Origin of the sequence: Bacillus sp. Cr_A10, from assembly GCF_029222665.1 — a bacterium.
Taxonomy (GTDB): Bacteria; Bacillota; Bacilli; order Bacillales_A; family Planococcaceae; genus Psychrobacillus.
The window spans coordinates 187,252-213,057 of the sequence record NZ_JARHXR010000019.1 but is presented as its reverse complement, the minus strand read 5'-3'; the positions used below and the strand labels follow the sequence as shown (position 1 = coordinate 213,057).

The window sequence follows — 25,806 nt, the reverse complement described above, 5'->3', positions numbered from 1 at the left end:
CCCTTAAGAAAAAAAGATGTTTTTTACATTGTTAAACGCTAGATAGAACAAAACGAGCAGTCCAATAATCCCTAAAACATTACTTAGCATCTTATTCTTAAGCTCGCCCATCACTTTTTCATCATTTGCAACGACTAAAATGGAGATAGCGATGAAAGGTACAACAAAAATCGTCACTGCTTGTGCAAAGATAATTAAATTCAATGGTGCTGATCCAAAAACAATCCCAATCACAGAACCAAAGAGCATAACGAGAATTATTAAAAATTTTACTTTCATATTCGATAAGTTATTTCCTACTCCAAAACCGTCCGCCAATAAAGATCCACCGATTGTTGCATTTCCCATAAGAGATGAAAAGGATGCACCAAACAAACCAAGCATGAAAACAAATGTAGACCAACTTCCGAAAAGCGGTTCTAACGCCAACCCCATTTCAGTAGCATCATTTACGATAAGCCCCTGCGGCTTTAAAATGGTTGCAGCAGTAATCATAATAAGAAATGAAATAAAACCTAGAAGAAAAATTCCTAAGAATGATTCTTTTCTGCCACTACCAGCATCTGAAATCGTCCAGCCTTTTTCTTTTACTAAATAAGATTGATACAAGGCACCTACAATAGAAAAGCTCGTTGCAAATAGCGCAATAATCAACCCTGTACTTCCCTTTGGAATAGTTGGGATGAACCCTTTAAAAATATCAACCAATGAAGGCTGAACCAAAATTACGGTAATAAGAAAAGCCAGAAGCATAATGACTACTAAAACAAGCATTAGTTTTTCTAGAATTTGATAAAATTGTTTTGCAAACAACAAAGCAATGGATAATAGCGTAAAAATGACAATCCAAACTGTTGGATTCAAATTAGTAACTGTAGATACGGCTATACCTGTACCAATCGCATTTCCTGCTTGAAAAGATGCAGTTACAAGAAATGCCCCAATACCTATTAGTAATCCAGCTGCAAAACCCCATTTTTCCTTAATAACTTCTATGAAACTCGATTTCGCCGCTATTCCAATCCTCGTGCTCATCTCTGTGTAGACCATCATGAGAATGACAGCCAACACAAGCGTCCAAACTAATTGTGATCCATAAATTGCCCCTATTTTGGATGACAACGTGACACTCCCTGGACCAAGCACCAACGCCGAAGTGATTAAAGCAGGACCTAGATAATTAAAAATATTTTTCTTTGTACGCACCTTTCTACTTGTTACAGCTCCCAATTTTGCCCCTTCATTCACATTAATTCCCCCATCTAATTAATTATTCTGAATACTTCTATAATTATATTAGCTTATCAAAACAATTAATGACATGACTTAAATTCGTCTTTAATTCTACAATGCAAAATTCCATAATATGGCTCAATGAGACAACTGACGGTGTGAACGCGACAACTTACACTCAGAGGACGACAAACAAACACTTAAACACGACCAAGCACTCGTTCAAAGCGACAAACTAAAAAAACCTCTTCATCATTTCTCGATAAAGAGGTTGCCAAAGTTGTATTCATTTAAATTCCTTACTATATTCCTCATCATACATATGGCAACTAACAAATCTTTCTTCACTGACTGTTATTTCACGAGGTATAACACTCTCACACACTGCTTTTCGAAACTTGCATCGAGTGTGAAAAGCACACCCATTTGGTGGATTCGAAGGACTTGGGACGTCTCCAGATAAAATAATTCGTTCCTTTCTTACATCAGGATCAAGTGAAGGAACTGCTGACATTAGAGCCTGTGTATAGGGGTGAAGGGGATGTTGAAATAGTTGTTTTTTATCAGACAGCTCCACAATTTTCCCAAGATACATGACACCGATTCGGTCACTTACGTGTTTAACTACACTTAAATCATGGGCGATAAAAATATAAGTAAGTCCAAACGTTTCTTTTAAATCTTGAAATAAATTCAAAATTTGTGCTTGAACTGATACATCTAAAGCGGAAACAGGTTCATCCGCGATGATTAAAGCTGGATTCACCGCTATTGCCCTTGCGATCCCAATTCGTTGCCTTTGTCCGCCACTAAACTCATGTGGATAACGGCCAATGTGGATTGGACTCAAGCCAACCTTTTTTAATAATTCTTTTACCTTTTCTTTTCTTTCGTTAGCACTCTGACCGATTTGGTGGGTAGAGAGGGCTTCTCCTAGAATTGCTCCTACAGTCATTTTAGGATTGAGAGAGGCAAAGGGATCTTGGAATACTATTTGCATATCGCTTCTCACTTTTCTTAAATCAGTTTGATTTAATGTTGTCACTTCATTTCCTTGAAACTGGACCGAGCCTTCTGTTGGTTCAATTAAGCGAAGGATACTTCTTCCCATTGTTGATTTTCCGCATCCACTTTCCCCAACTATACCAAGCGTTTCCCCTTTGCTCACAGAAAAACTAATACCGTCCACTGCTTTAATAACCTGAGTTCCCTTGTTAAAAAGGTTTTTCTTCATAGGAAAGTGAGTTTTCAAGTTCTTTACACTTAGTAAGGTCTGGTTCAAACAGTCACCCCCTGCTCCTCATACAACCAGCATCTAACAACTTGAGATTCTGTCTTGAATAATGGTGGGTTTTCTTCACTACATTTAGCATGTGCATACTGGCAGCGAGATAGAAAAGGACATCCAGATTTAATTACACCTAGGTTTGGGACATTCCCTTCAATTGGAGTTAGTCTATCCTCGTTTTCACTGTCGATATTCGGAACGGAATTTAACAAACCAATCGTATAAGGATGCTTTGGTTGCTTAAAAATAGTACGTACATCTGCTTGTTCCACAATCTGCCCATAATACATGACAATTACTCGATCTGCCATTTCCGATATTACACCTAAATCATGGGTTATCAATAAAATGGCAGTATTATATTCTTTCTGCAATGTATTCATCAAATCTAATATTTGAGCTTGAATCGTTACATCAAGCGCAGTGGTCGGTTCGTCTGCAATAAGTAATTTGGGATTACAAGCCATAGCCATTGCAATCATAATTCTCTGCCTCATTCCCCCTGATAATTGATGGGGATACTCATCCACTATGCTTTCTGCGCGAGGTATACCAACCTTCTTTAGGATATCTATCGTTTTTTCCTTACTATTTGTTTTATTTGCTAGTCCATGTAAATAGAGGACTTCGCTAATCTGCTTTCCAATTTTATGCACTGGATTTAACGAAGTCATGGGCTCTTGGAAGATCATAGATATCTTATTTCCACGTATGGAACGCATCTTTTTTTCTGAAAATAAGTTCAGGTCTTCCCCTTCAAATATTATTTCACCTTCTATAAAGCTAACGCTTTTCTCTATGAGCCTCATCAAGGAAAGAGCAGTAACACTTTTTCCACAACCAGACTCCCCAACTAACCCTACTGTCTCTCCGTCATTAATATGAAAGGATAGATTCTTTACCGCTGAGATTCGACCTGCTTCCTCATCCTTAAAAGAAATATGAACATTTTCAACTTTTAATAATTCTGATTCCATTGGTTTGATTGTCAATAATCTACCTCCTAGCGCCTAGTTCGGAACCTATGCCTTTTATGGACGATTCATAAAATGATGATAGGCTATTTCAGAAATACGAGCGATTGGTTCATCCCCTTTATACTCCAAGGAACTGCCAGCAGAATACACCGTAATGACAAATTCTCCTTTATCCTCGGGCAAATAAACGATACCAGCATCATTGAACATTGTTCCAAGACTGCCTGTTTTATTTGCTACTTTTTTATTTCTAGGCAATAACCCTCCAATACGTTGTTGAAAGTGCTGTTTAAACAAGATTTCGCGAATATCACTAGAGCACTCTTCTGACACAAATTCTCCTAAAGCAATTTTTTCGAGTAACAGGCTCATATCTTTAGCAGAACTTACATTATTCTCGGTGCTGTCTTGAAAAACAATGCTTTCCCAATCATATTCACCTTCTATGAGACGTCGTATTATTTCATCAAATAGTTCAATACTATATGGCTGAGAAGGTATACCTACACTTAAACTGAGTAGCTCCCAAATAGTGTGTTTAGTGTATATATTACTTAAGCCTAGTTGATGCATTCTGTCTTGAACACGATCAGCTCCACCTATAATACTTAGCACCTTATCGGTAGCTAAATTATCACTCACTATAATCATCATTGTAGCTAAATCTTTTATTGTTGGTTGCACTCCATAATCCATTTCTTGGAACACACCCGAGCCCGGAACATAGTCTTCTTCTACTAACTTTATTCGTTCCTGCAAATCTATCTCGCCTTTATACACTTTTTCATATAATGTAGCTAAGATAGGAACCTTACAAACACTGGCCATTTGGAATAGTTGATTTTCTTCGATATTTACTTCCTCATTCGTTCCTAAATGTTTAATGTATATGCCAAATGTAGCATCGATGTTTTCGATATAAGATTCTATTTTTTGTTGTAAACTCATATAATTTCTACCCCCATCATTTAGTTCGACTTGGGATCTAAGGCATCCCTTAGTCCATCCCCCAATAAATTAAAGCCTAACACAACTAACATAATCGCAAGTCCTGGAAATAGTGTCATCCACCAAGCTTGACTTAAGAATGACTTTCCTACAAATACAAGTGCACCCCACTCTGGATTTGGAGGTTGCGCACCTAGGCCGAGAAAACTAAGAGAAGCAGCAGATAATATCGAGCTACCAAATTCTAACGTTGCTAATATAATAATAGGTGAAGTGACGTTCGGTAAAATGTGTTTACCTATTATCTTCCAATTTTTCACACCCAACGCTCTCGCTGCTTCTACATACTCTGTTTCACGTATAGACAGAACAGAGCCTCTTACTACACGAACAAATGATGGGACAGTGGAAATGGCTACAGCTATCATTGCATTCGTTAATCCAACTCCTAGAACTGCTACTATAGCTATTGCCATAAGTAACGAAGGAAACGTCATGAGGATATCTATAAACTGCATTATATATATATCGAGTTTACGGTAATAACCTGCAATTACTCCCAAGATTACCCCAATGGTTCCTGAAAGAGTAACCGCGAAAAGCCCCATTAGTAAGGAAACTCGGCCTCCATGAAGCATTCTAGTCCAAATGTCTCTTCCAAACTCATCAGTACCTAACCAATGCTCTAGACTTGGCCCTTGCAAACTATCCTCAAAACTCATTTCGTTCACTGGATACGGGGCAATAATTGGTGCTAAAGCCGAAGTTATGATGAAAAAAAGTAATATGACTGAACCAATTATTGCTCCTTTATTTTTCATTATTTTATTTAAAAAATTGAAAGATGATTTTGATTTAATATCTATCGGATCAGGATCAACAAATGAAAGACTATTGTTTTCTATCGACTTCAGCATGCTCTCTCCTCTCAAACGACCGCAATTTGTTTTGGTTATTCGTATTGAATACGAGGATCTAGTTTTGTATATAAAAGATCTACTACAAAGTTTACAATTATTATCATCGCAGCCATAAACAGTAGCAAGCCTTGAACCGTTGGGATATCTCTAGTAGAAATTGCAGATACGATTAAGCTACCGAGCCCAGGGAGTGCAAACACTGTCTCAGTAACAACTGCTCCTGCCATTAAGTAGCCAAATTGCATTCCTATTAAGGTTACAACAGGGATAATAGCATTTTGTAAACTATGCCTAAAAACCAAACGATATAAGCCCGCTCCTTTTGCTTTTGCAGTTCGGATATAATCCTGTTTAATGACGTCTAGCATACTTGATCTAGTCATTCTTGCTATACTACCTGCAGTACCTAACCCTAATGTAAGGGAAGGAAGAACGAGTGAATAAAATCCGCTATATCCTGAGATTGGGAAAATACTCAATTGATACGAAAATAGAAGTATTAAGAAAAGAGCAATCCAAAATCCAGGAGCGGAAATTCCAACTAAAGCAAGTAACATTGCAAGCTGATCGTAAATCGTATTTTTTTTAACTGCCGCTAGGACACCAATTGCAATTCCTGTTACGGATCCAAAAATCATGCTATATAATGCTAATTGTGCTGTAATAGGAATTCGATTTAAAATCTCTTCCACTACTGTATAACCTGTAATATAAGAAGTACCAAGATCTCCTTGAACGGCGTTCAACATATAGGAAAAATATTGGGCTGGAATAGAACGGTCTAATCCTAATCTCACTTCTAATTCCTTTATCGATTCTTCCGTCGCATAGTCTCCTAATATATGATTAATAGGATTTCCAGGTATTAAATGAATGATTAAAAATACTAGAACTGATACCCCGATTATAGTGATTATCATTGTAAACATTCTTTTGAATAAATAGGATGACAAGTTAACGCCTCCTCTGCTTGTGGATTAGAAAACCTATTTCTAACTCCTTATTCCTTTACTTTTACACTAGTCCACTCTATTGAACCGTCAATTGGATGTATTTCAAAACTTTCAAAATTGCGAATGGCAGTAATATTTTCCTTCACGTATAGTGGTACAAATGGAGACTCTTCCACTAACATTTCTTGAGCTTCTTCATATAGCTTTAAGCGAGCTTCTTGATCCATCTCAATTGCTCCTTTTTCCAAAATGCTATATATTTTTTCATTTTCATAGTGTAATCTTTTGGATTTATCTTTACCGAAAAGTAAGAAATTCAATACATCTGCATCCGGCCAACCGAAGCTCCAAAGTAACATTTCATGTGCTCCCTTAGGTGTTTGCTCGATGATAGTAGCAGATTCTTTTACTGAGATTGTTATTTTAATGCCTATTTCCATCAACTGATTTTGTATGACTTGTGCAGCCCTTTGATTGGCTGGATCATCATCGACCCATAAGTCGACTGAAAATTCCTCGCCGTCTTTCATCACAACTCCATCTTTATTTTTTTCATTCCATCCCGCTTCAGATAAAAGCTTTTTCGCAGCGTCCGTATCCCTCGTATATTTGTCGATAGCCATTGTTTCTATTTTTTCACTGTAACCAAATGCTGCTTTTGGTAATGGACCAAATACTGCTTTTGCCTCACCGTCTAATGTATTTTCAATAATGGAATCTCGATCAATTGCAAGTGCAATTGCTTGTCTAACTTTAACGTCTTGGAAAATAGGTAGCTTATTATTCCATCCCAAGTAGCTTAATACGTCGCCTGGAACTCTTTTAATCGTTACTTCCGAATCTTTTTCGAGATCTTCAATATATTGATAAGGAACATTTAACAAGACATCCACATTCCCTTTTTTAAATTCTAAAATTCTAGTCTCTTCATCCGGAATAAATCTGAACTTCACCCGATCAAACCCTGGTCCTTTATCTACCCACTCAAAATCCTTATAAGGCTCATAAACAAGGGAATCGCCTCTTTTAATTTCTACAAGTTTCAACGGACCTGAACCACTTGGATTTTTCTCAAAACCTTCTCCATCCGCTCCTAATACTGTTACATCTAAAGGCGCTAAGAATGGAGTCGTAGCATTAATAAAAAATGGTGCAAATTGATTCTTCCATTTAATTTTAAAAGAGTGTTCACTTAAAACTTCTATGTTTTCTATTTCACCTGCATTGGTACTAAAAGGAGAAGATGCTACTAGTCTTTCAAATGATAGCTTAACCGCTTCAGCATTCACCGGTTTCCCCGAATGGAATACTGCATCTTCTTTCAGATTAAAAATAACTTCCTTCCCATCACCTATCACTTCGTAATCAGTAATTAGATTAGGAACAATGTTTCCGTCGTTATCAAGTTTTAATAAAGTATCATATAAAGGTATATTCGCTTCGCCTGTAGATGAAGTTCTATGAATATCAACAGAGTCTGGCTCAGATACTAAACCAACAACGACTTCTCGGTTACTTCCCTCTTTCGAATTACTATCCGATTTCTTCCACCAATTACACCCTGATAAGACAATCGTGACAATAATCAACATCGTAAAAATTACAATTGACCTTCTCTTCATGAATTCATGACCTCCGTATTTTTAATTTATATAACAAGAATGTCCTTTCCTTTATCCAGTTCTATCAACCCCCTCTGTTGAAATTAAATAACATTTATATAATTGGAAAATAAAATCCTAGCTTGTACATTTTGAATTACAAATAATATATTCGTAATTTTCAAAATTTATGTACAGATAACTATCTAATTCCAATAAAAAGACTCTTAATCGATAAATCGATTAAGAGTCTTTTACACTTTGATTATTCTACAGAGATTACTTCCACTGGCTCAGGTGGTTCCACTGGGTTCGTTTCACCTGGATTAGGGTCTATTGGCGTTACAATTATTTCGGCTTTGCTTCCATTTAATAATCTTAACTTTATCTTGGAAGGTGTTTCATATTTAATGGAAGCATTCTTTTGAACAAATGCTCCAGCACCTAACCCATATAATCCTGTATCTGTTCCACTTGTCATAAACACCTGAGTATTATCTGACAAGTACTATTTGATTAGATAAAAAATGTTGTGAATATAAGATTTATAGTTTTCATATAATCTGTATAACAGAGCTCACAAAGGGGGAAATTCGATTAAATGTTCTAATTGTGATCATGAACAAGTTTTTGGGAAGTTTTGCAGTATATGTGGAACTAAATTTGAGGAACCCATTTTGGATACCGAAAGTGTTGTATCGAGAACACGATCAGTGAAACAAACAAACGTCCATGTAGAAAATATTAAACGAAAAACAAAAATATATAGCTCATATTTTATGAAACAATTAAAAAAGCCCTCTCATGCAAACAACCCTGGAGAAAATGAGTTTACAAACAGTCTTATTAGTATGATCTTATTTGTGGCACTTGTTACGATTTCACAATATTTATTTACAAATAATTTATTTTGGAGCAATTCACCAAGTTTTTTACCCTTTTTTATGGAAGTATTTTTACTTACATTCTTTATGATTGGGGTAGTTATTCTTTCTTTATTTCTCATTAGCAACTTTTTTGGTCCACAGCATTCATTTAAAGCAATTATTAGTTTTTATGGGGGTCAATTATCTCCACTCATAATTTTATCTATCGTTTCTATATTTCTAATGCTCGTAGAATCATTTACATATGGGAATGCCATTTTAACTATATCCCTAATTTTTGGTCTTTTTATACTCCCACTTTATGTAATTAGTTTTTTGCTTACAAGCAACCAATCTAGTGTTGACCCTCTCTACGGATTTATTTTGTATATTATCACTTTTAGTATTTTATTTATGCTTTTCATCATCATTGTTGGTGATTCCAAGATAGGTGGATATTTTGATAATATGAACTATTTATTTTAAGATTCTGTTTCCTATCGCAATACCTAAATTACACAACTAATTGCAACGTCATTAGTTAGAAGTAGCCAAGTTTCCACTTTGGCTACTTCTTTTAGTGTTTAGCGCAATACCTTAATTATAATGAAGAAAAATCAGACTACCTGAAACCCATAAAATAAAGGTTAATGGCAGCCTAATAAAAGAAGGTGTTATATATATGTCTCATATCGCTACGTAAGTCTATTAAGAGTCTTTTTTAATTGATTATTCTACAGATATTACTTCCACTGGCTCAGGTGGTTCCACTGGGTTCGTTTCACCTGGATTAGGATCTATTGGCGTTACAATTATTTCTGGTTTGCCTCCATTTAATAATCTTAACTTTACCTTGGAAGGTGTTTCATATTTAATGGAAGCATTCTTTTGAACAAATGCTCCAGCACCTACCCCATATAGTCCTCCATGAATACTTTTATAGCTGTAAACCCGATACTCTTCTCCTCTTCTCAAGTCACGGACTTTCTTTAAAGAACCATCGCTCTCTAATTTCCATAAACTTGTGTTCGATAGAATCGTTACTTTTCCAAGCTGACCAATCTTTAATTCCGTTTTTCCCCACATCACTTTGGTGGCTGCACTTGCTTGATTTGTACTCACAAATATGATGGAGATAAAAAGAATAAATACAATAGATACTTTTTTTAGCATTGTCCGTTCCTCCTTCTAATATTACGATCAAAATTACACTATTATTTCACTTTACCTTAAATTGGAGATTTATACTATATTATATTGTCTACAAACTTTTTTATTAATCGTATTATTTCATCTTTCTAGTTCTTCATCAAAACTTCTATTTCTAATGAAATACAAAGCAATATTGTTTCTTTATTTAACCCATAAATCGCAATTTAATCTACTACAAAATTTATAGACAAGTACAAACAGAAAAGCCCCCCAATCGATTTCTCGATCAAAGGACTTTTCCCTTCGTTACAAACTAGCTTACTCAAGCTATATTGTCAGACCTGATATTAATAACCTAAATTGTCGGAATTGCTTCAGAACCTGGAATCAAAGATTCTGAATTTGGTACTATTGATCTCAGTTCTGGCTCTTTAACAATCACATTTACAATTACTTCATTTTTACCGTATTTAACGGAAATTGTTGTGCTTCCTACTTCTTTCGCACTCACTAAACCATTACTTACAGAAGCCACTTTACTATTTGCTACTTTATAAGTTGCGGCTGTTGTAACATCTCTTTCTGTTGTTCTTCCATCCGCCGTTGTCGTTACTTCCTTAAGTGTCAGTTGTACTTGTTTCCCAGATTCTAAATCAACTTGAGTTTGGTTAGCCACTAGAGTCACTACTGGTTCTGTAACAGCCACATTTACAGTTACTTCATTTTTACCGTATTTAACAGTAATTGTTGTGTTTCCTGTTGCTTTTGCTCTTACTAAACCATTAGTTACAGAAGCCACTTTACCATCTGCTACTTTATAAGTTGCAGCAGTTGTAACATCTCTTTCTGTTGCTTTACCATCCGCCGTTGTCGTTACTTCCTTAATTGACAATTGCGCTTCTTTTCCAGGTTCCAAATCAATTTGGGTTTTGTCTACACTTAGTGTCACTTGTGGTTCAGTAACTGTGACATTTACAGTGAGTTCATTTTTACCGTATTTAACAGTGATTGTTGTACTTCCAGCAGCTTTTGCTTTTACTACTCCTTCATTTACGGAAGCAACTTGCCCATTTGCTACTTTATACGTAGCATTTTTTGTAACATTTCTTTCTGTTGTTTTTCCATCAGCCGTTGTCGTTACTTCTTTAATTGTTAGTTGCGATTCTTTTCCAGGTTCCAAATCAATTTGGGTTTTGTTTGTTGTTAGTGTCACTTCTGGCTCTGTTACAGTCACATTTACTGTTAGCTCATTTTTACCGTATTTAACATTAATTGTTGTACTTCCTACAGCCTTTGCTTTTACTAACCCATTACTTACAGAAGCCACTTTACCATCTGCAACTTTATACGTTGCAAAATTTGTAACGTCTGACTGTTTTGTTTTTCCATCTGCCGAAGTGATTACTTCTTTAATTGTCAGTTGTGCTTCTTTTCCAGGTTCCAAATCAATTTGTGTTTTGTTTGGAATTAGAGTTACAACTGGCTCTGTTACATTCACATTTACATTTAATTCATTTTTACCGTATTTCACGCTGATTGTTGTAGTTCCTGCTGCTTTTGCTATTACTAAGCCATTAGTAACAGAAGCCACTTTACTGTTTGCCACTTTATACGTTGCAGATTTTGTTACGTCTACCTGTTTTGTTTTCCCATCTGCTGTTGTCGTTACTTCTTTAATAATCAGTTGTGCTTCTTTTCCAGGTTCCAAATCAAGTTGTGTTTTGTTTGCAGTTAGTGTTACTCCAGGTGCTGTAACAGTGACATTTATAGTTACTTCATTTTTACCGTATTTAGCGGTAACTGTTGTATTTCCTGCAGCTTTTGCTGTTACTAAACCATTTTTAACGGAAACCACTTTACCGTCTGCTACTTTATACGTTGCAGCTTTTGTTACATCTTGCTGTTTTGTTTTTCCATCTGCTCCTGTTGTTACTTCTTTTATTGTCAATTGTGCTTCTTTTCCAGGTTCCAAATCAAGTTGTGTTTTGTTTGCAACTAAGGTCACCACTGGTTCTGTAACATTCACATTGATAGTTACTTCGTTTTTACCGTATTTAGCAGTGATTGTTGTACTTCCTACAGTTTTTGCTGTTACTAAACCATCTTTTACGTTAGCGACTTTATTATTTGCAACTGTGTACTTAGCTGCCTTTGTGACGTCTTCCTGTCTTATTGTTCCATCTGCTCTTGTCGTTACTTCTTTAATTGTCAGTTGTGCTTCTTTTTTAGGTTCCAAATCAAGTTGTGTTTTGTTTGCAACTAGTTTCACTCCAGGTACAATAACTACTGGATCTTTCACTGTTACATTTACAGTCACATTATTTTTACCATGAGTAATGGTAATCGTTGTAGATCCCTTAGCTACCGCAGTTACTAATCCTTTAGAAACCTTTGCAACGCTTTCATCTGCTACAACGTACGTAGCTGCTGCAGTTACATCTTTAACTGTCGCTGCACCTTCTGCTGGTGTTGAAGTTTCTGTAACAGAAAGTTGAGCTGTTCCTTCTGTTTCTAAATCGACTTTCGTTGGATTTACACTAAGTGTTACTACTGGTTCTGGTTCTGGATTATCATTTTCATATATTAGTGCTTCTCCTACATTGCCTGCTGCATCTTTAATCACAACAGTCACGGAATCTGTTCCTGCAGTTACAGGGAATGTAAATGATCCGTCTTGTGCCAAATCAAAATCCACTGCTGCAGCTGTGTTACCATTAATAGTTGCAATATAAGAAGCATTAAGTTTTTCATTTAAGTCATATTCTAAGCCGTACAAATATAGTTCTTCATTATACTCGATATATTTGTCAGTCACTTGCCCTGTTGCTATTCCGTCTTTCACGGAGCCTGTAATTGCAGGTTTCGTTGTTTTCACAACAACTGGTCCAACATAGTCCCCAATTACCCCTGTAGCTGCCTGTGCAGTGAAGTCAATTGTATATAATCCATCTGGAATAGTAGTTGCAGGTGCACTACCCCATGGCTTATATTGCCCTGCCACATTTAGTGTATAAGAACCTTTTCCAAGTGAAGAACCTGCATGCAAGTAGCCAATATAGCCATCTCCGTATTCCCCACCTTCAGGATTCATGATGTCCCAAATTTCGATATAGTTAGTTGCTACATCTCCTGTTAACGTGAATGAAAGTACAGCACTGTCTTTCACACCATCTCCATTAAAGGACAGGTCTGTTCCTGTAATAGCCATATTTCTAATTTCAGTAGCAGCCACTCCACCAAAATCTGCTGCGAATGGCAATGAAACCTCTGATCCGCCACCGTTAATATGGATATATCCTAAAATTTCAGAACCATTTGGAGCTGTCGCTTTTGATGCTGTCAATGTAACATTTATCAATTGCTCTCCATCTAACGTGAATGTCGGTTTATCAACAGTTAGTTTTGCATCACCGAATGTTTTTATAACATCAACTGTTACATTATAATTTCCACCCTGTCCCTTTATATCTTTCACAAGGATTTGTTTTGTAACAGAAATATCATTTTCCTTCAAAGATTGTGGACCGAATGTTACAGTACCTTTCTTATTTTCAACAATTGCTCCAGTTCCGTCTAAAACAGCTGTGTCTAAAGCATAGGCAAGTGCATTCGGACGAGCAGCTGCATAAGCATTTACACGTCCAGCACCTTGAGCAAATACATCGTATTTTGCTGTATTCAGCACTTTTGCTGTATTAGAAAGTGCTACTTTTACATCGAATGCAGTCCAATTCGGATTTGCTTGTTTGACAAGCGCTGCAATTCCCGCGATGTGTGGAGTAGCCATCGAAGTTCCCGTTTTGCGATCATATGCTTCATTATAAACAGCATCAGGGAAATCTGCTTTGTACATTGGAATAGTAGACATAATATTCGTTCCAGGTGCACTTACATCTGGCTTGATATCGAAGTTAGGAGTAGTTGGTCCACGGGAACTTGAGTCGTTTACTTCGTCTCCAGTTGTATTAGCAGAGCCAAATTTACCGAATGTAACTTTTCCTGCTCCATTTGCTAATGCAGCTCGAATTGCATCCCCGTCAGTTTGGGACATATCAAACGTTGGAAGGAATGCAAATGAGTCACCTAAAAATGTTCCAGATGCATTCGGTGCATTCGTACCACCAGCAAAGTTATGGATAATAGTTGCAACTGCTCCGTTTGCTTTTGCATGTGCAATTTTATCAACAAATGCAATGCTACCACGAGAGATCAACGCAACCTTTCCGTTTACATCGATTCCTTGATAATCCTTTGCTTCACCGTTTCCAGGAACAGCAACTAAGTCAAATTCCCCTTGAAGTTGTGTTGCTAGGTCTTTCCCAAAGGTAGTTCCCATCAACTGCAATTGCTTAGTAAGGTTATATTGGCCAACCTTAACATTCACTTCTCCGTTGTACATTGTTTCTGGGTTCGTTGTGTTACCAACTGCAATACCTAAACGGGCAGTAGATGGAGTTCCTATTGTTCCTCTGTTTGGACCTGAGTTACCTGTTGCTACAACTGCGATTGTCCCAGCCATCATAGCGTTATTGATTGCGAAAGATCCGCTATCCGTTTCAGAGTTATTCTCCCCACCAAGTGATAGGTTAATAACATCCATTCCTTCAATTACAGCTGTGTCAATCGCTTTTACGATTCCAGAATTAGCCCCACTTCCATATGCTCCAAGCACACGATAAGCGTAAAGGTCTACTTTAGGTGCAATCCCTTTAATGCCGTATTGATTTGCACCAATTGCTGCGATAGTACCTGCAACATGCGTACCGTGAGATGTATAGAACGCACTTCCTCTAGCATTAAATTCTGGAGTTCCTGCAGGACGTTCAACAGGCGAAGTTTCCGATGCGTCATCAGCCGAACGTGTTCTTGTATAGTCAGATGAATTCGGGATAAAGTTCTTTCCACCTTTATAAATACCAGCAAACTCAGGGTGGTCTGCATCAATTCCTGTATCTAGTACAGCAACTTTAATACCTTGTCCTTCAAATCCCTCGTTCCATAGCTTTTCAATTCCTAGGAAAGAAATACTCGTATTCATCTTTGCTTCTATTTTCTTATCTTTTATAGTAGTATTTGTCGGTTTAGATTTTTTTGGTTCTTCCATCGCATAAACGATTGTATCAGGTTCGACTAGCGTAACCCCTTGAACAGTAAGTAGTTTTGGGAGGTCATTCGCCTTTACAACCGCTGCAAAACCGTTTAAAACAGTATCGAATGAATAACCTTGTTTAATAGAAATATTTTTTAAACTTAATTCTTTTTTTACAGATGTTTGTTGTGCTTTTACTTTTGTTCTAACTTGATTCTGTTGTGTGGTTGAAAATGCTTTCCCTTTTAATTCGCTTATTCCTTTTTCAAGGGCAACCGGTTTTTCAGATAAATGTATGATTACTGCAACTTCTTGATTGCCCGATAGGTCTTGTAAGTCTTTGTGTAATTTAGGTCCACCATCCAATACATTCAATTGCTCTGCGATTGCTGCTTTTAGTTGTAAAGTGCTTTCGCTAGGAGCATTTTGCTTAAATGGCTTTGTACCTGTGTTTGCAGATGCAGTCATTGCTGGACCTATCAAAGCGAAGATCATAGCTAGTACTAGGAACGAACTAAATAACCTACTAACTAATCTTTTTTTCAATATATTTCCCCCTTTTAACACAGTCGACTCCACTCTTTGAAAGGATAGATTTGTCCAATGATATTACAAAATACCTCATCCTTTATAAGAAATGGAGTAACATATGCATAGTGTGATACTGTGCTAATGTATGTGCTAGTCCATATTTCTATGACGATTTAAAAAAGAAATGATTATTGTGAGGTTATCTTGTGATTAAAAACTACTAATTCGCTGTCAGAATTGTTATAGATCCAATGCCAAAGATTATGTCAAAACCCGTATCATAAATAGAATACAAAATGCCCTGTAGATATCACTCTACAGGGAATTTCATCCAACTATACACATTCTCTTACCTTATAATATTAATTGAGGCATTCGATAAACTACTAAAAAAATAAAACTAACGAGGATAAAACAGAAAATTGTCTCAATAGATTTCTGAATCAAAAGACTTTCCTAATTCTCATAGCTTTGCTTTTTTACCTAGAATAATTTAATTATTTTTGAACCTGATACCTAGATTTAGACTTAATTCTTGCGTTTATTTCCTGGCCAAGTAACAAATTCGTTTTTGAAAGAAACTAATAACTTCCGCACAGTCATACCGTCTACCATTGAAATTACGATGTTAGCATCTTAAATATATTTGATAAACTAATAGTCTCTTCCATATTCACTTGTATCCCCTTGACAGCTTCATTTTATATATTCTAACTTTGTTATGCACTTACCATAAAAATACAATTATTTTTAAAAAATCCGCCTGGACTAATGCCCAAGCGGATTCTGTTATCGATTTTCAAAAGTCTGGTTTAATAAACTAACATGCCGTATGCTTCCCTAAAACTTTGCACATAAAATTTAACTAATTCATTCGTAACAAAGTCTTTTTTCTACTGCTCATTAATTCCAACTGAATCAGGTGATGTTGTAGATGGTTCATCACTTCCAACCGAATCAGGCGTTGTTGGAGTGACTGGAGGAGTCACTGGTGGCGTGATCGGTGGTGTTTGAGATGCATCGACTGCGTCTCTCACTTTTTCCACTTCAGCTAATAATGCAGCAATAAATTTATTTGTTGAAGCATTTGGAAGATCCGTCAATAAGGCATCGATTTCTACCAAAGTAGCTTTTGCTTCTGTAGTTTTACTTTCGGCTAATAAATTATTAATTTCTTTAATCTTCATATAAATTGTTACTGGCACCATTAATTCATCACGTTTGGAATCTGCAGTTTCTTTGTATCTATCTAACAACAAATCTCGTGCAGCTTTTCCAGAGAAGCGATATAAAATGGCTGATCTACCTTTTAATTGATAAGACAATTTATGATATTCTTTTTCCACTGTAGCAAAATCATTTCTTTCTTGTGCAGCATTGATCTCTGTTAGGATTGGAGCTAAATATTTGGTTGCATAGTTATATGCATCAATATAAGGAATTAAGCCTTTTAAAATTTTCTCGTTATATAAAGTATTAATCTCATCCAATTTCGATAGCTTTTGTCCAGAAGAAAGTTTAGAAGAAACTATCAATCCTCTATTTAGTTGATAATTTTTCTTTGCACTGTTTAGAGCTGAATATAATAAGCTACTTGGCACAAGGTCACCCGCCAGTGCTGGATACACATAATGCGTGGTACTTTTGTTTAATTCTGCCTTCACTTTGTTAATAGATTGATCTAGTGTAGTGGTATTCCCATAGGCAACTGATGAAAATGATAAAACTGAAGATGTTAACAATACCGCTGCTGCTGTTTGTTTCATAAATCTTCCTCTCATAATACTCCTCCTCTTGTGATTAGGTTAGTCGTTGAGAAATTATCAAATATTTCAACAATTACATGTTACTATCTAAGATTTAACATTTCAACTTTGAGTTCGATAGTCCTCGACATCTTTCGTCAAAATTTTCAATATACTATTTACAAATGAATATTTTTGAGGTAATAAATGTCAATAAATATAAAACTATTTCCTTATAATAACATAGACTTTTTCGCTTATTTATTTACTATCTACCTGTAATACCAAATGTTTACTGAAAGGTCCATAAAATATCTTAGAGAATATCTTAGAGAATAGAAAATGGAGAGCCGGATATATGGACTTTCCAAAAATTTTTTTATGCTACCTAGAAAGCAAAGTCCCTTTCCATTGTGATTGTTCAACATTGTATGATAGTTGATCTTGGTTTACTAGACCCTCAGTACCTATAATAATTAACGAAGCAGAATTATAGGAGAAATTAGTTTCTAAAGAAATAATATCAATTACTTTAAGTGTATCACTATCAACATATTCAACTTTTAATTCAGCAAATTTACCATAACCATCATTAACCATAATGGTTCCAGTGATATCTTTTTTGAATTCATGACCATAGGTTGGATTTAAGAAAGTGAAATCTAATGTATCATATATTGTTAATCCGTTATTATCTAGATCATTTAAAGTAATTTCTGTAGAAGCAAATGCTCCTTCGTTAATGATAGCCGCAGCTGGAGTCGTTGGATTTTCAGAACCTTCACCATTCTGCCCATAATTACCAGGGGCATATTGATATGCTTCAAATGTATTTGCTTCATTTTGTAATAAACTAACTGAGCCATAGGTCCATTCCCCGTTATCATCAACTTTTGTAGTACCAAGGAATGTACCATTAAGATATAGATGGACTGTATATTCAGCTTGAGCTATACCACTGATGATATAGCTAGAACCATCGTATGTCACAGGAGTATGAGCTGGGTTTGTAATTTCCAATTTCGCTGCTTCGGTTATGTCTGATGTTAAATTCCAAGTAGAATTGTTTTCTGGTTTTATTTCATAACCAATAGTAAGTGCATCACCATTTGAAATTGCCTTTTCAAATACTTCTTGTGGTACATTTTGTCCGCGAATGAAAAATAAATCGTTGGAATCCCATTTGTATTTAAATCCATCTGAATACACATAGTCATTCTCTCTATATATGTGTGAGCCATTGATAACTACCTTATAGAAATCACTTGTATTCTGTAACTGGAAAAAGTGAGTTATTGGTGCTTTTTTACTCGTTTGACTTCCATCTAGTTTTTGTATTGTTGGCTGAACATGCGTGACAGAGGTTAAGTTTCCTGCTTCAATAATAAAGGCTAAATTCCCGTTTGGATCGGTGTAGGTTGTTACTTCTTGTCCTTCTGTTCCAAAGTGACCATTTGCAGAGGTAATCCTCGCCGTTGTAGAAGTCGTTTCATTGTCTGGATTCGCATCACTCAAGCTTATCAGTACTCTCCCGAGATAAGGAGAGCCGTCCGAATTTGTTAATTTAGCACTATATATACGATTATTTGTTGTTTCCATGTATGTAACATCTGATTCACTAAGCAAAATACCAGTAGTATCAGGTTTTGCTTCTGTAACAAATTTCATCTTATTGTCTTTCCAAGTGACTGTATAGTTTGTTGAAGAGTTAAGATCAGATGTTGTTAAGATTATTGATTTTTTGTCCTCTGATAAGGTAGCAGATTGCACAGTTTCTCCCGAAATTTTAAATTGCCCCGCTTCTTGGCCAACCAATGGAATGGAATATTCTTTAGAGAAGTTAATAGTTACACTATTTTTTCCGTCAGTAAAAACGGAAAGTGGTTTTAGTGGTAATAACGTTAATATATCATTATATGTTTTTGTTAAATGGCTTTCAAAACTAAAATTTGCATCATTTAAATTTAAGTAGTATACGGCTTTGTCTAATTCAAAAGTAGCTTCTTCTAGCTTGTTTTCTTGAATATAATTGGAAGCCTTATCTAAATGCATTTTCACCGTTACATCATAATTTACTTGATTTATCAACTTTTCCATAGCAGGCTTCACAGCATTTCGGATGCCATCTCGAGTGGATTGCCCATAAACTCGGTCTAGTAGTTTCACTTGTTTCCGGTATTCAGCAGTTGCTGTATGATAAGCGGATTCTACTTGATCAAGGTCCTTCGTATTAATAGCTTTTTGAAGGTTGTTTGTTAACCCTTCAATTTTTTCACTTGATGTAATCGCATCAATGTAAGCCTGCGCACGCTTAACATGAATTTTAGGTTCTACCAGTTTAGCTTGAATACTTAATTTTTCAGAGGTTGACAGTTTGCTAGCTGCATTTTCTGCTGCGAGGATTGTTTTTTTAGCCATATTGTATGGATTATAGGGGCGAGTTTTAAAATCTGCAGAACCTTCTACTGAAATAGCCCATTTTAATATCGTTCCTGCATTTTGTGCGTCTGTTACTAATTGGTTTGTATTCGTCGCTGCACCAGCTTGTTGTGTTGGTGGTGAAATAAAAGCAACAATAGCAATTGAACATGCAATTTTAAAAGTAATTTTTCTCATTTTGTTCTCCCTTTACTAGTATGTCTCTCTAGATGCATCTTTCTATAAATAAGTCTAACATGAATATATTGCCTTATTACTGTCCAAAAACAACGTAAATTGTAAAATACATCCATAAATAATTACCATTGTTTGGATCAGATGATTAAATCTTTTAATATGCTATAATATTAGTATGTTATATAGAAAAGAAAGGAATTTACTCATGACAAATTCTCCTAAAACATATAAAACAGAAATAGATTTTTCTGCCGACTGGGACATACCGACACAAGAAAAATATATATTCCAATTCTACCATCAGCAATTAGAAGACCTAGAGGCTAATCAGTTACACGTACACGGCGTGAAATTATACACAGTAGACTCCGGAATTGTTGTAACCGCTATTATTAGACACTCATTACCTAAGAAATTACGTTTAGACCAAGTAGTATTAGTAGTAAAAGATACAGAAGGAAAAGAACTTGCGAAGAAGCAATTTGATATGCAGCTATTTGGAGAGCTTGAGCCGTGTACAGCTAGACCATGGAACTTCTTATTTGAAATGGAGGACTTAGTAGTTCCTTATGAAGAAATAAAGAACGAAATGGAATTTGAAATGGCATTTGAGTATTATGAAAAAGTTGTGAAAGACTTCGAATTATACTTAGATGAAAATTGGTCTAATGGCCTTTCAGAGGATCAAAAAGATTATGTACATACTCTAGTTTCGACATTAGAGCCCCTTAAGGAAAATGAAATATCGATTGTCGGTTTCCATTTTCATGAATCAGAGGATTCAATTAATATTTATATCATTATTCGCAATTCATTTTCTCAGAACTTAACAATCGAAAACCTACCAATTCAACTGTTTGATGCAGTTGGTGATATAGTATGTAAACTTGGCTTCCCGCTTGGTGAATTTAACATTGCTTCGAAGCAAGCTAGACCAATTAGTTTGTCTTTCTCGAAAGAAGTATTCCAAAAAGAAAATCCTGATTTCAGCTCATGGAAAATTGAAATGATTCCACAAACTTTGTAAGATTGTTCGAATATAATTATGGCCGATGAATAAAAACTATTCACCGGCCTTTTATATTGATTTCTATTTAAGAAGCTGCTTTTTGTAGATTATTGGAAACATTTTGTTTCCAAATAAGATCTACCCATTCTGGATGGTCAATGAATGGATTACGGTTACCTTGCCACTTTTGAATAATATCATTTCGATTTCTTTCAAATTCGTCGACTGGATCTTGTGCATGCCATTTTAATAGAACAGAAAGCTTACCGTGATATGGCGCACTTCCGTTGTTTAGTTTTTCGTTTAATTCCAAATCAACTTTATCCCCTTTTTCATATCGTGTTGCCATATAAAATAAGATTCGTGCTACATCTCCTTTTACACGGTTGGGGGGTTCAAATGAGTTTGCTGTCTTCAAACAACCGTCGCATCCTTTGACTGGACTACCACCGTTATCAAAATCTAAATTTCCTCTTGCACTATTTACCTGCACGTCTGTTGGGCGAAGATGATGAATGTCCGTACCAGGTCCTTTACTTGTCCCAAAGTTACCATGTGATTTTGCCCAAGTATGCTCTCTGTTCCAATTTCCTACATTTCCTCCATTGCTACTTTTAGAGCGTGATACGCCAGAATAAAACAAAATAACATTGTTCTTATTTTTCGGATCCTCATCTGTTTCTTTCAGCGCTTCCCAAACTTGATCGTAAGAAAGCTCTGTATGTCCATCAATAATTTCATGTAAAGCTAATTTTAACGTCTGCCCTTCCTTACCTAAAGCGTCTTTGTAATAATCATCTGTAGGTGATGTTACTTTTGTGACAATCACCGTAAAACTTGTCGTTACATTTTTCTCACCGTCCGTCGCTGTAACACCAATGATATGACTTCCTTCTTCAAGACTTAATTTTAATGTTGTACCTTCTATTGTTCCTTTAGTAGCTGTATAGCTTAATGGATCGTTATCTGGATCTGCGAAATGGTCCGTTAGTTCGACGGATAGAGATTCTCCAGCTTTAATCGTAGTATTCGGTATTGTTTTTTTTACAATCGGTGCTTTGTTTTCATTTGGAAAAGAAGGAACCTCAATGGGTTCCCCTTTCGTGTTTGTGAACTTTATCGTTTCTACACTTGCTCCATTCAAAAATTCAATTTCAAGAATGTTTTCAGCACCTCGTATTTCTTTTACATTGCTTCCATCGATAATCACCTTTTTAACGATCGTTCCTTTAAAATCTATTATTGCTCCAGCATTTTTCGGTTTTACGGTTACCGAGTGCTTTGCTAACCCTTCCCCACTAACTTCTGCATAAGCTCCAGTGAAAAGAATACCTTCTGTGAATTCTGATTGATTATCCAATGTTACTGCTACACTTGTCGAACCAATATTCAATTTTTTTGTTTTTAGCTTTTGAATGTTTACCGTTTTTTCTGCTTCAATAGGAACTACAACCTCGTCTGCAAGCAAATCGATTTGAACCATTACTGGGTCATGATCACTTGCACGGCCCGCCATATCCGTGAAGTCCACGTTGATGTGAAGAATATCAATTTTCGTTTTATTTTCTAAGTTTTTCGAAACTAAAATATGATCTAAAACCTGAGAGTTACCTTGATATAAATACGTGTATCGATCAGAGGTTTCCACTTTATTGATCATATTCGTCATCAAGGTCCCTTCATGTATTTTGAGAGATTGCGAGAATTGATAATCGTTAAAATCTCCTAACGATACAACATTTGCATCAGGATTTTTTGTTTTAATATCATTCACAAAGTTATATACGACATTAGCTATTTTATGACGCTGAACCTCACTATCGTATTTTGGAGGCTGAATAGATCCAAATAATGGTGTATCTCCTGATTTTGAGTTCCAGTGGTTTGCAATTACAACAACACTTTCACCTTTAAATTCAAACTGAGCAGCTAATGGCTTACGACTGCTATTAAATGCACTATTAGTTGGATCAATACGTCCTGGATTGCGTGTTAATTTACCATTCTCGTATCCAACTGCGGTAGTAGCATCCCCTGCTGACATGCCTTCTGTCAGGTTTACTCGGTCAGGATTGTACAGGAATCCAACACGGATATTTGCATTTGGTGCACCACCATCTTGGTTGTTTACTGGGTCGATGTTTACATATTCATATTGAACACCGCCAGCTGCTTTAATCGCTGCAATTAATCTTGCATAACTTTGGTCAGCCTTGGAATCCCCTGTCGTTTCACCGTTATTATCTTGAACTTCTGTTACACCAACGATATCAGGACTTTGCATATCCGTCGCAATCGCCCTTGCTAGTTTACGTGCCTTGTCATCCGTAGTGGATGTTTTGTTATTAGAGAAGTTTTCTAAGTTATAGGATGCAATCGTCAGCTTGTCGTCCGTTTTAACAATGGTTGTCTTTTCAGGAGTTGCCACCCCTTTTGTATGAGCAGCTCTCATTTCAGTTAAGGAAACATAGATTTTAAAGTTTTGGAATGAATATCCTACGACACCATTAATCGGACCTTTGAATTTATCACCAGTTGCAACTTCGAAATCCCTACCAGGTCCATTAGGTTCTAAACGGAATTGTATACGATTTGGATTTTGGTTTCCTTCTTCATACAATACACCACCATGTAGAGAGTTCGTTGATGCATTTTCAAGAAGTGTAATAAGATCACCGTGTTCTTGCGGTGCTACTGCTTTCACATTACCTACTTGCACTCTCATACCTTCTAAACTTTCCCAGAAGTCAATTGCATCTACAGTAGGATTGAAAACTGCTAGATTATCACTATCAATTTTCGCTAATGACATTTTTGATTCGTCAATAATGATCGGTGCTGGTAAAGCAACGCCACTTTTAATAACTTCCACTTTTCCACCTTGATCATTTCGAACATTTATTTGGGTAGTTTTCAAGTCTGTTTGTTGACGATCATCATAACCGTCATAAGCGAATTCACTTACTTTTCCAGTGACAGAAACTAAATCTCCAACGTTAACTGGCCACGGCTTGTTTCCGCTAAATAGTAGAATTGCTTCAGATGTGCTTGGATTATTATCAGCTAACTCATCTGGTGTTTGGATATGGTAATAATTCGAGCCATTTAATGTGAAAGAATATGTTACAACCCCTTCAATTCCTTCAACAGTTTTATTATTAAAAGAAGTAGAGTGTCCTTCTCCTTGAATGTCATGAATTTGTAGACTATTTGTTATTTTATATTCGAAAGACTTCACTTCGGAAGATCCATCAGCAGTAACCGCTATTACCTTAATAATTGTGTCTTCTTTAATATCTAGAGGAGCTGTATATTTTTCGCTTTCCTTTGTCGGATTTGAACCGTTTAATGTGAAATAAATTTCTGCTCCTATAGAAGCTGACAAGGTTACTTTTGTGCCTCCAACGAACGTACCACTACTTGGATTTGCAACAACTGGTTGAATGATGGAGCTATCCAGTACAATATCTTGCACAGAGCGTGGGATTATTTGATAAGCACTATCAAATTGTTGAACAATACCTGTGATTGACTCATACATAGTACCAACAACTAATCCTAAGGAGTTGTTTTCATCGCGTACAATAAATTCAGTTGTACCATCAGTCGCTTTATAGTTATTATTGCTATCTACAGAAGTTAACGTAACATTATTTGCTTTAACTAGAAGAGACTCATTCTCTTCCTTCACTTCTGCTCCCGTAACCACTTTAGGTACAGGTTCTCCTACATTCGGTGTCTTTTGTACGATTGTTGCTCCATCTAATTGAAGAAGTCCTCGGAAATCAGCCAATTTACCAGTTAGTGTCACTTCATCTCCAACAGAGGCAGCAAGATTTGCTGGTCGAACTGCAATACCACCGGTAGCATCCTGGACGGAAACAGTGTTTTTCAAGTTCGCTGCAACGATACCTTTTATGGTAATTGTCTCAGCAGTAGGTTTACTTCGTGCTTCTGCAATGGATAAAATTCCTGGCTCACTTGATATTGTATAGTTGAACTCAGCTATTTCGCTGCTTTCTAGTCCATCTTTTACCGCTATTGCTTTTATTGTTAGATCTTTATCAATAACAATTGGTCCTTCATATTTTGTACTTGAAACTGTAGGGTTAGAATTATCCGTTGTAAAGTAGATGGTTGCTCCATCAGTGTCGGTAGATAATGTAACTTCAGTACCTATTGGAACACTTGAAGATGGAATAGAAGCTGTTACTAATTTAACTTTGTTTTCTACTGGTCCTGGATCGCCAATATCCATAGTGTGAGAGCCTAAATTTGAAAAATCATCTAGAGGAAATGCAATCCACTCAACAGAAGGATCAAAAGCATCTGTAATCACGGTATCTCCAGCTATTACTGAACTCTTACGCACAAGAGTCATATTTACAGTTTTTACATCCGTTCCCCAAGCAGTGCCTGGGTCTTCGCCTACTTTACCAAATGAATCTACTACTATTTCACCTTTTTTTAAAACAAGGGAATCATCGCCATTAAAAGTTAGTACTTGACCACCTACCTGATCACCTACATTTTTTATGCCATCAGCTGCACTTGAATTGTAAACAACATGAACATCTCCATTTGCTAATATACCAGTTAGTCCAACGTTATAAGTTGCTGTATTTTTACCATTATTATATTGTTCTAACTTATATTCATTTAAATTAATATCAGAGCCAGTCCCATTGTAAATCTCTATAGCTTTATTTTCACCACTCCCTTCAATGTACTCCGAAATTATCAAATCAGAAGCATTAGTTGCGGCTATAGCATCAGACGGTATAGTTGGAATTACTAGACCGGCTATTAAACTAAGAGATAAGAATGCATTTATTTGCTTTTTCCATTTCCTTTTAATCATTATTTAATTCTCCTTTT

15 protein-coding genes are annotated in these 25,806 nt (G+C 36.1%); 2 read left to right on the top strand and 13 right to left on the bottom strand.

Annotated elements, in window-relative coordinates; genetic code table 11:
- Positions 1 to 3: 3 nt before the first annotated feature.
- From P2Q73_RS17300 to P2Q73_RS17265, 8 genes are all read right to left on the bottom strand, one after another.
- Complete coding sequence (locus P2Q73_RS17300; protein WP_275789399.1) at positions 4 to 1,248, bottom strand: Nramp family divalent metal transporter; 1,245 nt, start codon at positions 1,246 to 1,248, stop codon at positions 4 to 6.
- A gap of 271 nt (positions 1,249 to 1,519) precedes the next feature.
- Positions 1,520 to 2,515, bottom strand: coding sequence for an ABC transporter ATP-binding protein (locus P2Q73_RS17295; protein WP_275789397.1), 996 nt, complete (start codon positions 2,513 to 2,515; stop codon positions 1,520 to 1,522).
- On the bottom strand, positions 2,512 to 3,498 hold the full coding sequence (locus tag P2Q73_RS17290; RefSeq protein ID WP_275789505.1) for an ABC transporter ATP-binding protein: 987 nt from the start codon (positions 3,496 to 3,498) through the stop codon (positions 2,512 to 2,514). Before P2Q73_RS17290 ends, P2Q73_RS17295 begins: the two co-directional genes overlap by 4 nt.
- Before the next feature lie 54 nt (positions 3,499 to 3,552).
- Complete coding sequence (locus P2Q73_RS17285; RefSeq protein ID WP_275789395.1) at positions 3,553 to 4,446, bottom strand: serine hydrolase; 894 nt, start codon at positions 4,444 to 4,446, stop codon at positions 3,553 to 3,555.
- Positions 4,447 to 4,466: 20 nt separating this feature from the next.
- Positions 4,467 to 5,267, bottom strand: coding sequence for an ABC transporter permease (locus tag P2Q73_RS17280; RefSeq protein WP_275789504.1), 801 nt, complete (start codon positions 5,265 to 5,267; stop codon positions 4,467 to 4,469).
- A gap of 131 nt (positions 5,268 to 5,398) precedes the next feature.
- A complete protein-coding gene (locus P2Q73_RS17275) occupies positions 5,399 to 6,319 on the bottom strand; it encodes an ABC transporter permease (protein WP_156316796.1) in 921 nt (306 codons plus the stop codon).
- A 47-nt stretch (positions 6,320 to 6,366) separates the two neighbouring features.
- A complete protein-coding gene (locus tag P2Q73_RS17270; RefSeq protein ID WP_275789392.1) occupies positions 6,367 to 7,941 on the bottom strand; it encodes an ABC transporter substrate-binding protein in 1,575 nt (524 codons plus the stop codon).
- A 244-nt stretch (positions 7,942 to 8,185) separates the two neighbouring features.
- On the bottom strand, positions 8,186 to 8,401 hold the full coding sequence (locus P2Q73_RS17265) for a hypothetical protein (RefSeq protein WP_275789390.1): 216 nt from the start codon (positions 8,399 to 8,401) through the stop codon (positions 8,186 to 8,188).
- Between the two features lie 196 nt (positions 8,402 to 8,597).
- Here P2Q73_RS17265 and P2Q73_RS17260 point away from each other — a divergent pair, with 196 nt between their 5' ends.
- On the top strand, positions 8,598 to 9,272 hold the full coding sequence (locus tag P2Q73_RS17260) for a hypothetical protein (RefSeq protein ID WP_275789389.1): 675 nt from the start codon (positions 8,598 to 8,600) through the stop codon (positions 9,270 to 9,272).
- A 243-nt stretch (positions 9,273 to 9,515) separates the two neighbouring features.
- Here P2Q73_RS17260 and P2Q73_RS17255 read toward each other — a convergent pair whose 3' ends face one another.
- From P2Q73_RS17255 to P2Q73_RS17240, 4 genes are all read right to left on the bottom strand, one after another.
- Positions 9,516 to 9,959 (bottom strand): hypothetical protein, encoded by a 444-nt coding sequence (locus P2Q73_RS17255; protein WP_275789387.1) that lies wholly within the window; start codon positions 9,957 to 9,959, stop codon positions 9,516 to 9,518.
- A 334-nt stretch (positions 9,960 to 10,293) separates the two neighbouring features.
- Complete coding sequence (locus P2Q73_RS17250; RefSeq protein ID WP_481747167.1) at positions 10,294 to 15,573, bottom strand: S8 family serine peptidase; 5,280 nt, start codon at positions 15,571 to 15,573, stop codon at positions 10,294 to 10,296.
- A gap of 878 nt (positions 15,574 to 16,451) precedes the next feature.
- The gene (locus tag P2Q73_RS17245) at positions 16,452 to 17,339 is read right to left on the bottom strand and encodes a hypothetical protein (protein WP_275789385.1); all 888 of its coding nucleotides are present in this window, start codon (positions 17,337 to 17,339) and stop codon (positions 16,452 to 16,454) included.
- 348 nt (positions 17,340 to 17,687) lie between these two features.
- A complete protein-coding gene (locus P2Q73_RS17240) occupies positions 17,688 to 19,919 on the bottom strand; it encodes a hypothetical protein (RefSeq protein ID WP_275789382.1) in 2,232 nt (743 codons plus the stop codon).
- A 205-nt stretch (positions 19,920 to 20,124) separates the two neighbouring features.
- Between P2Q73_RS17240 and P2Q73_RS17235 the strand changes: the two genes are divergently transcribed.
- Complete coding sequence (locus P2Q73_RS17235) at positions 20,125 to 20,946, top strand: SLAP domain-containing protein (protein ID WP_275789380.1); 822 nt, start codon at positions 20,125 to 20,127, stop codon at positions 20,944 to 20,946.
- Between the two features lie 67 nt (positions 20,947 to 21,013).
- Here the strand turns inward: P2Q73_RS17235 and P2Q73_RS17230 are convergent, their stop codons facing one another.
- Complete coding sequence (locus P2Q73_RS17230; protein ID WP_275789378.1) at positions 21,014 to 25,789, bottom strand: endonuclease; 4,776 nt, start codon at positions 25,787 to 25,789, stop codon at positions 21,014 to 21,016.
- Positions 25,790 to 25,806: the final 17 nt, after the last annotated feature.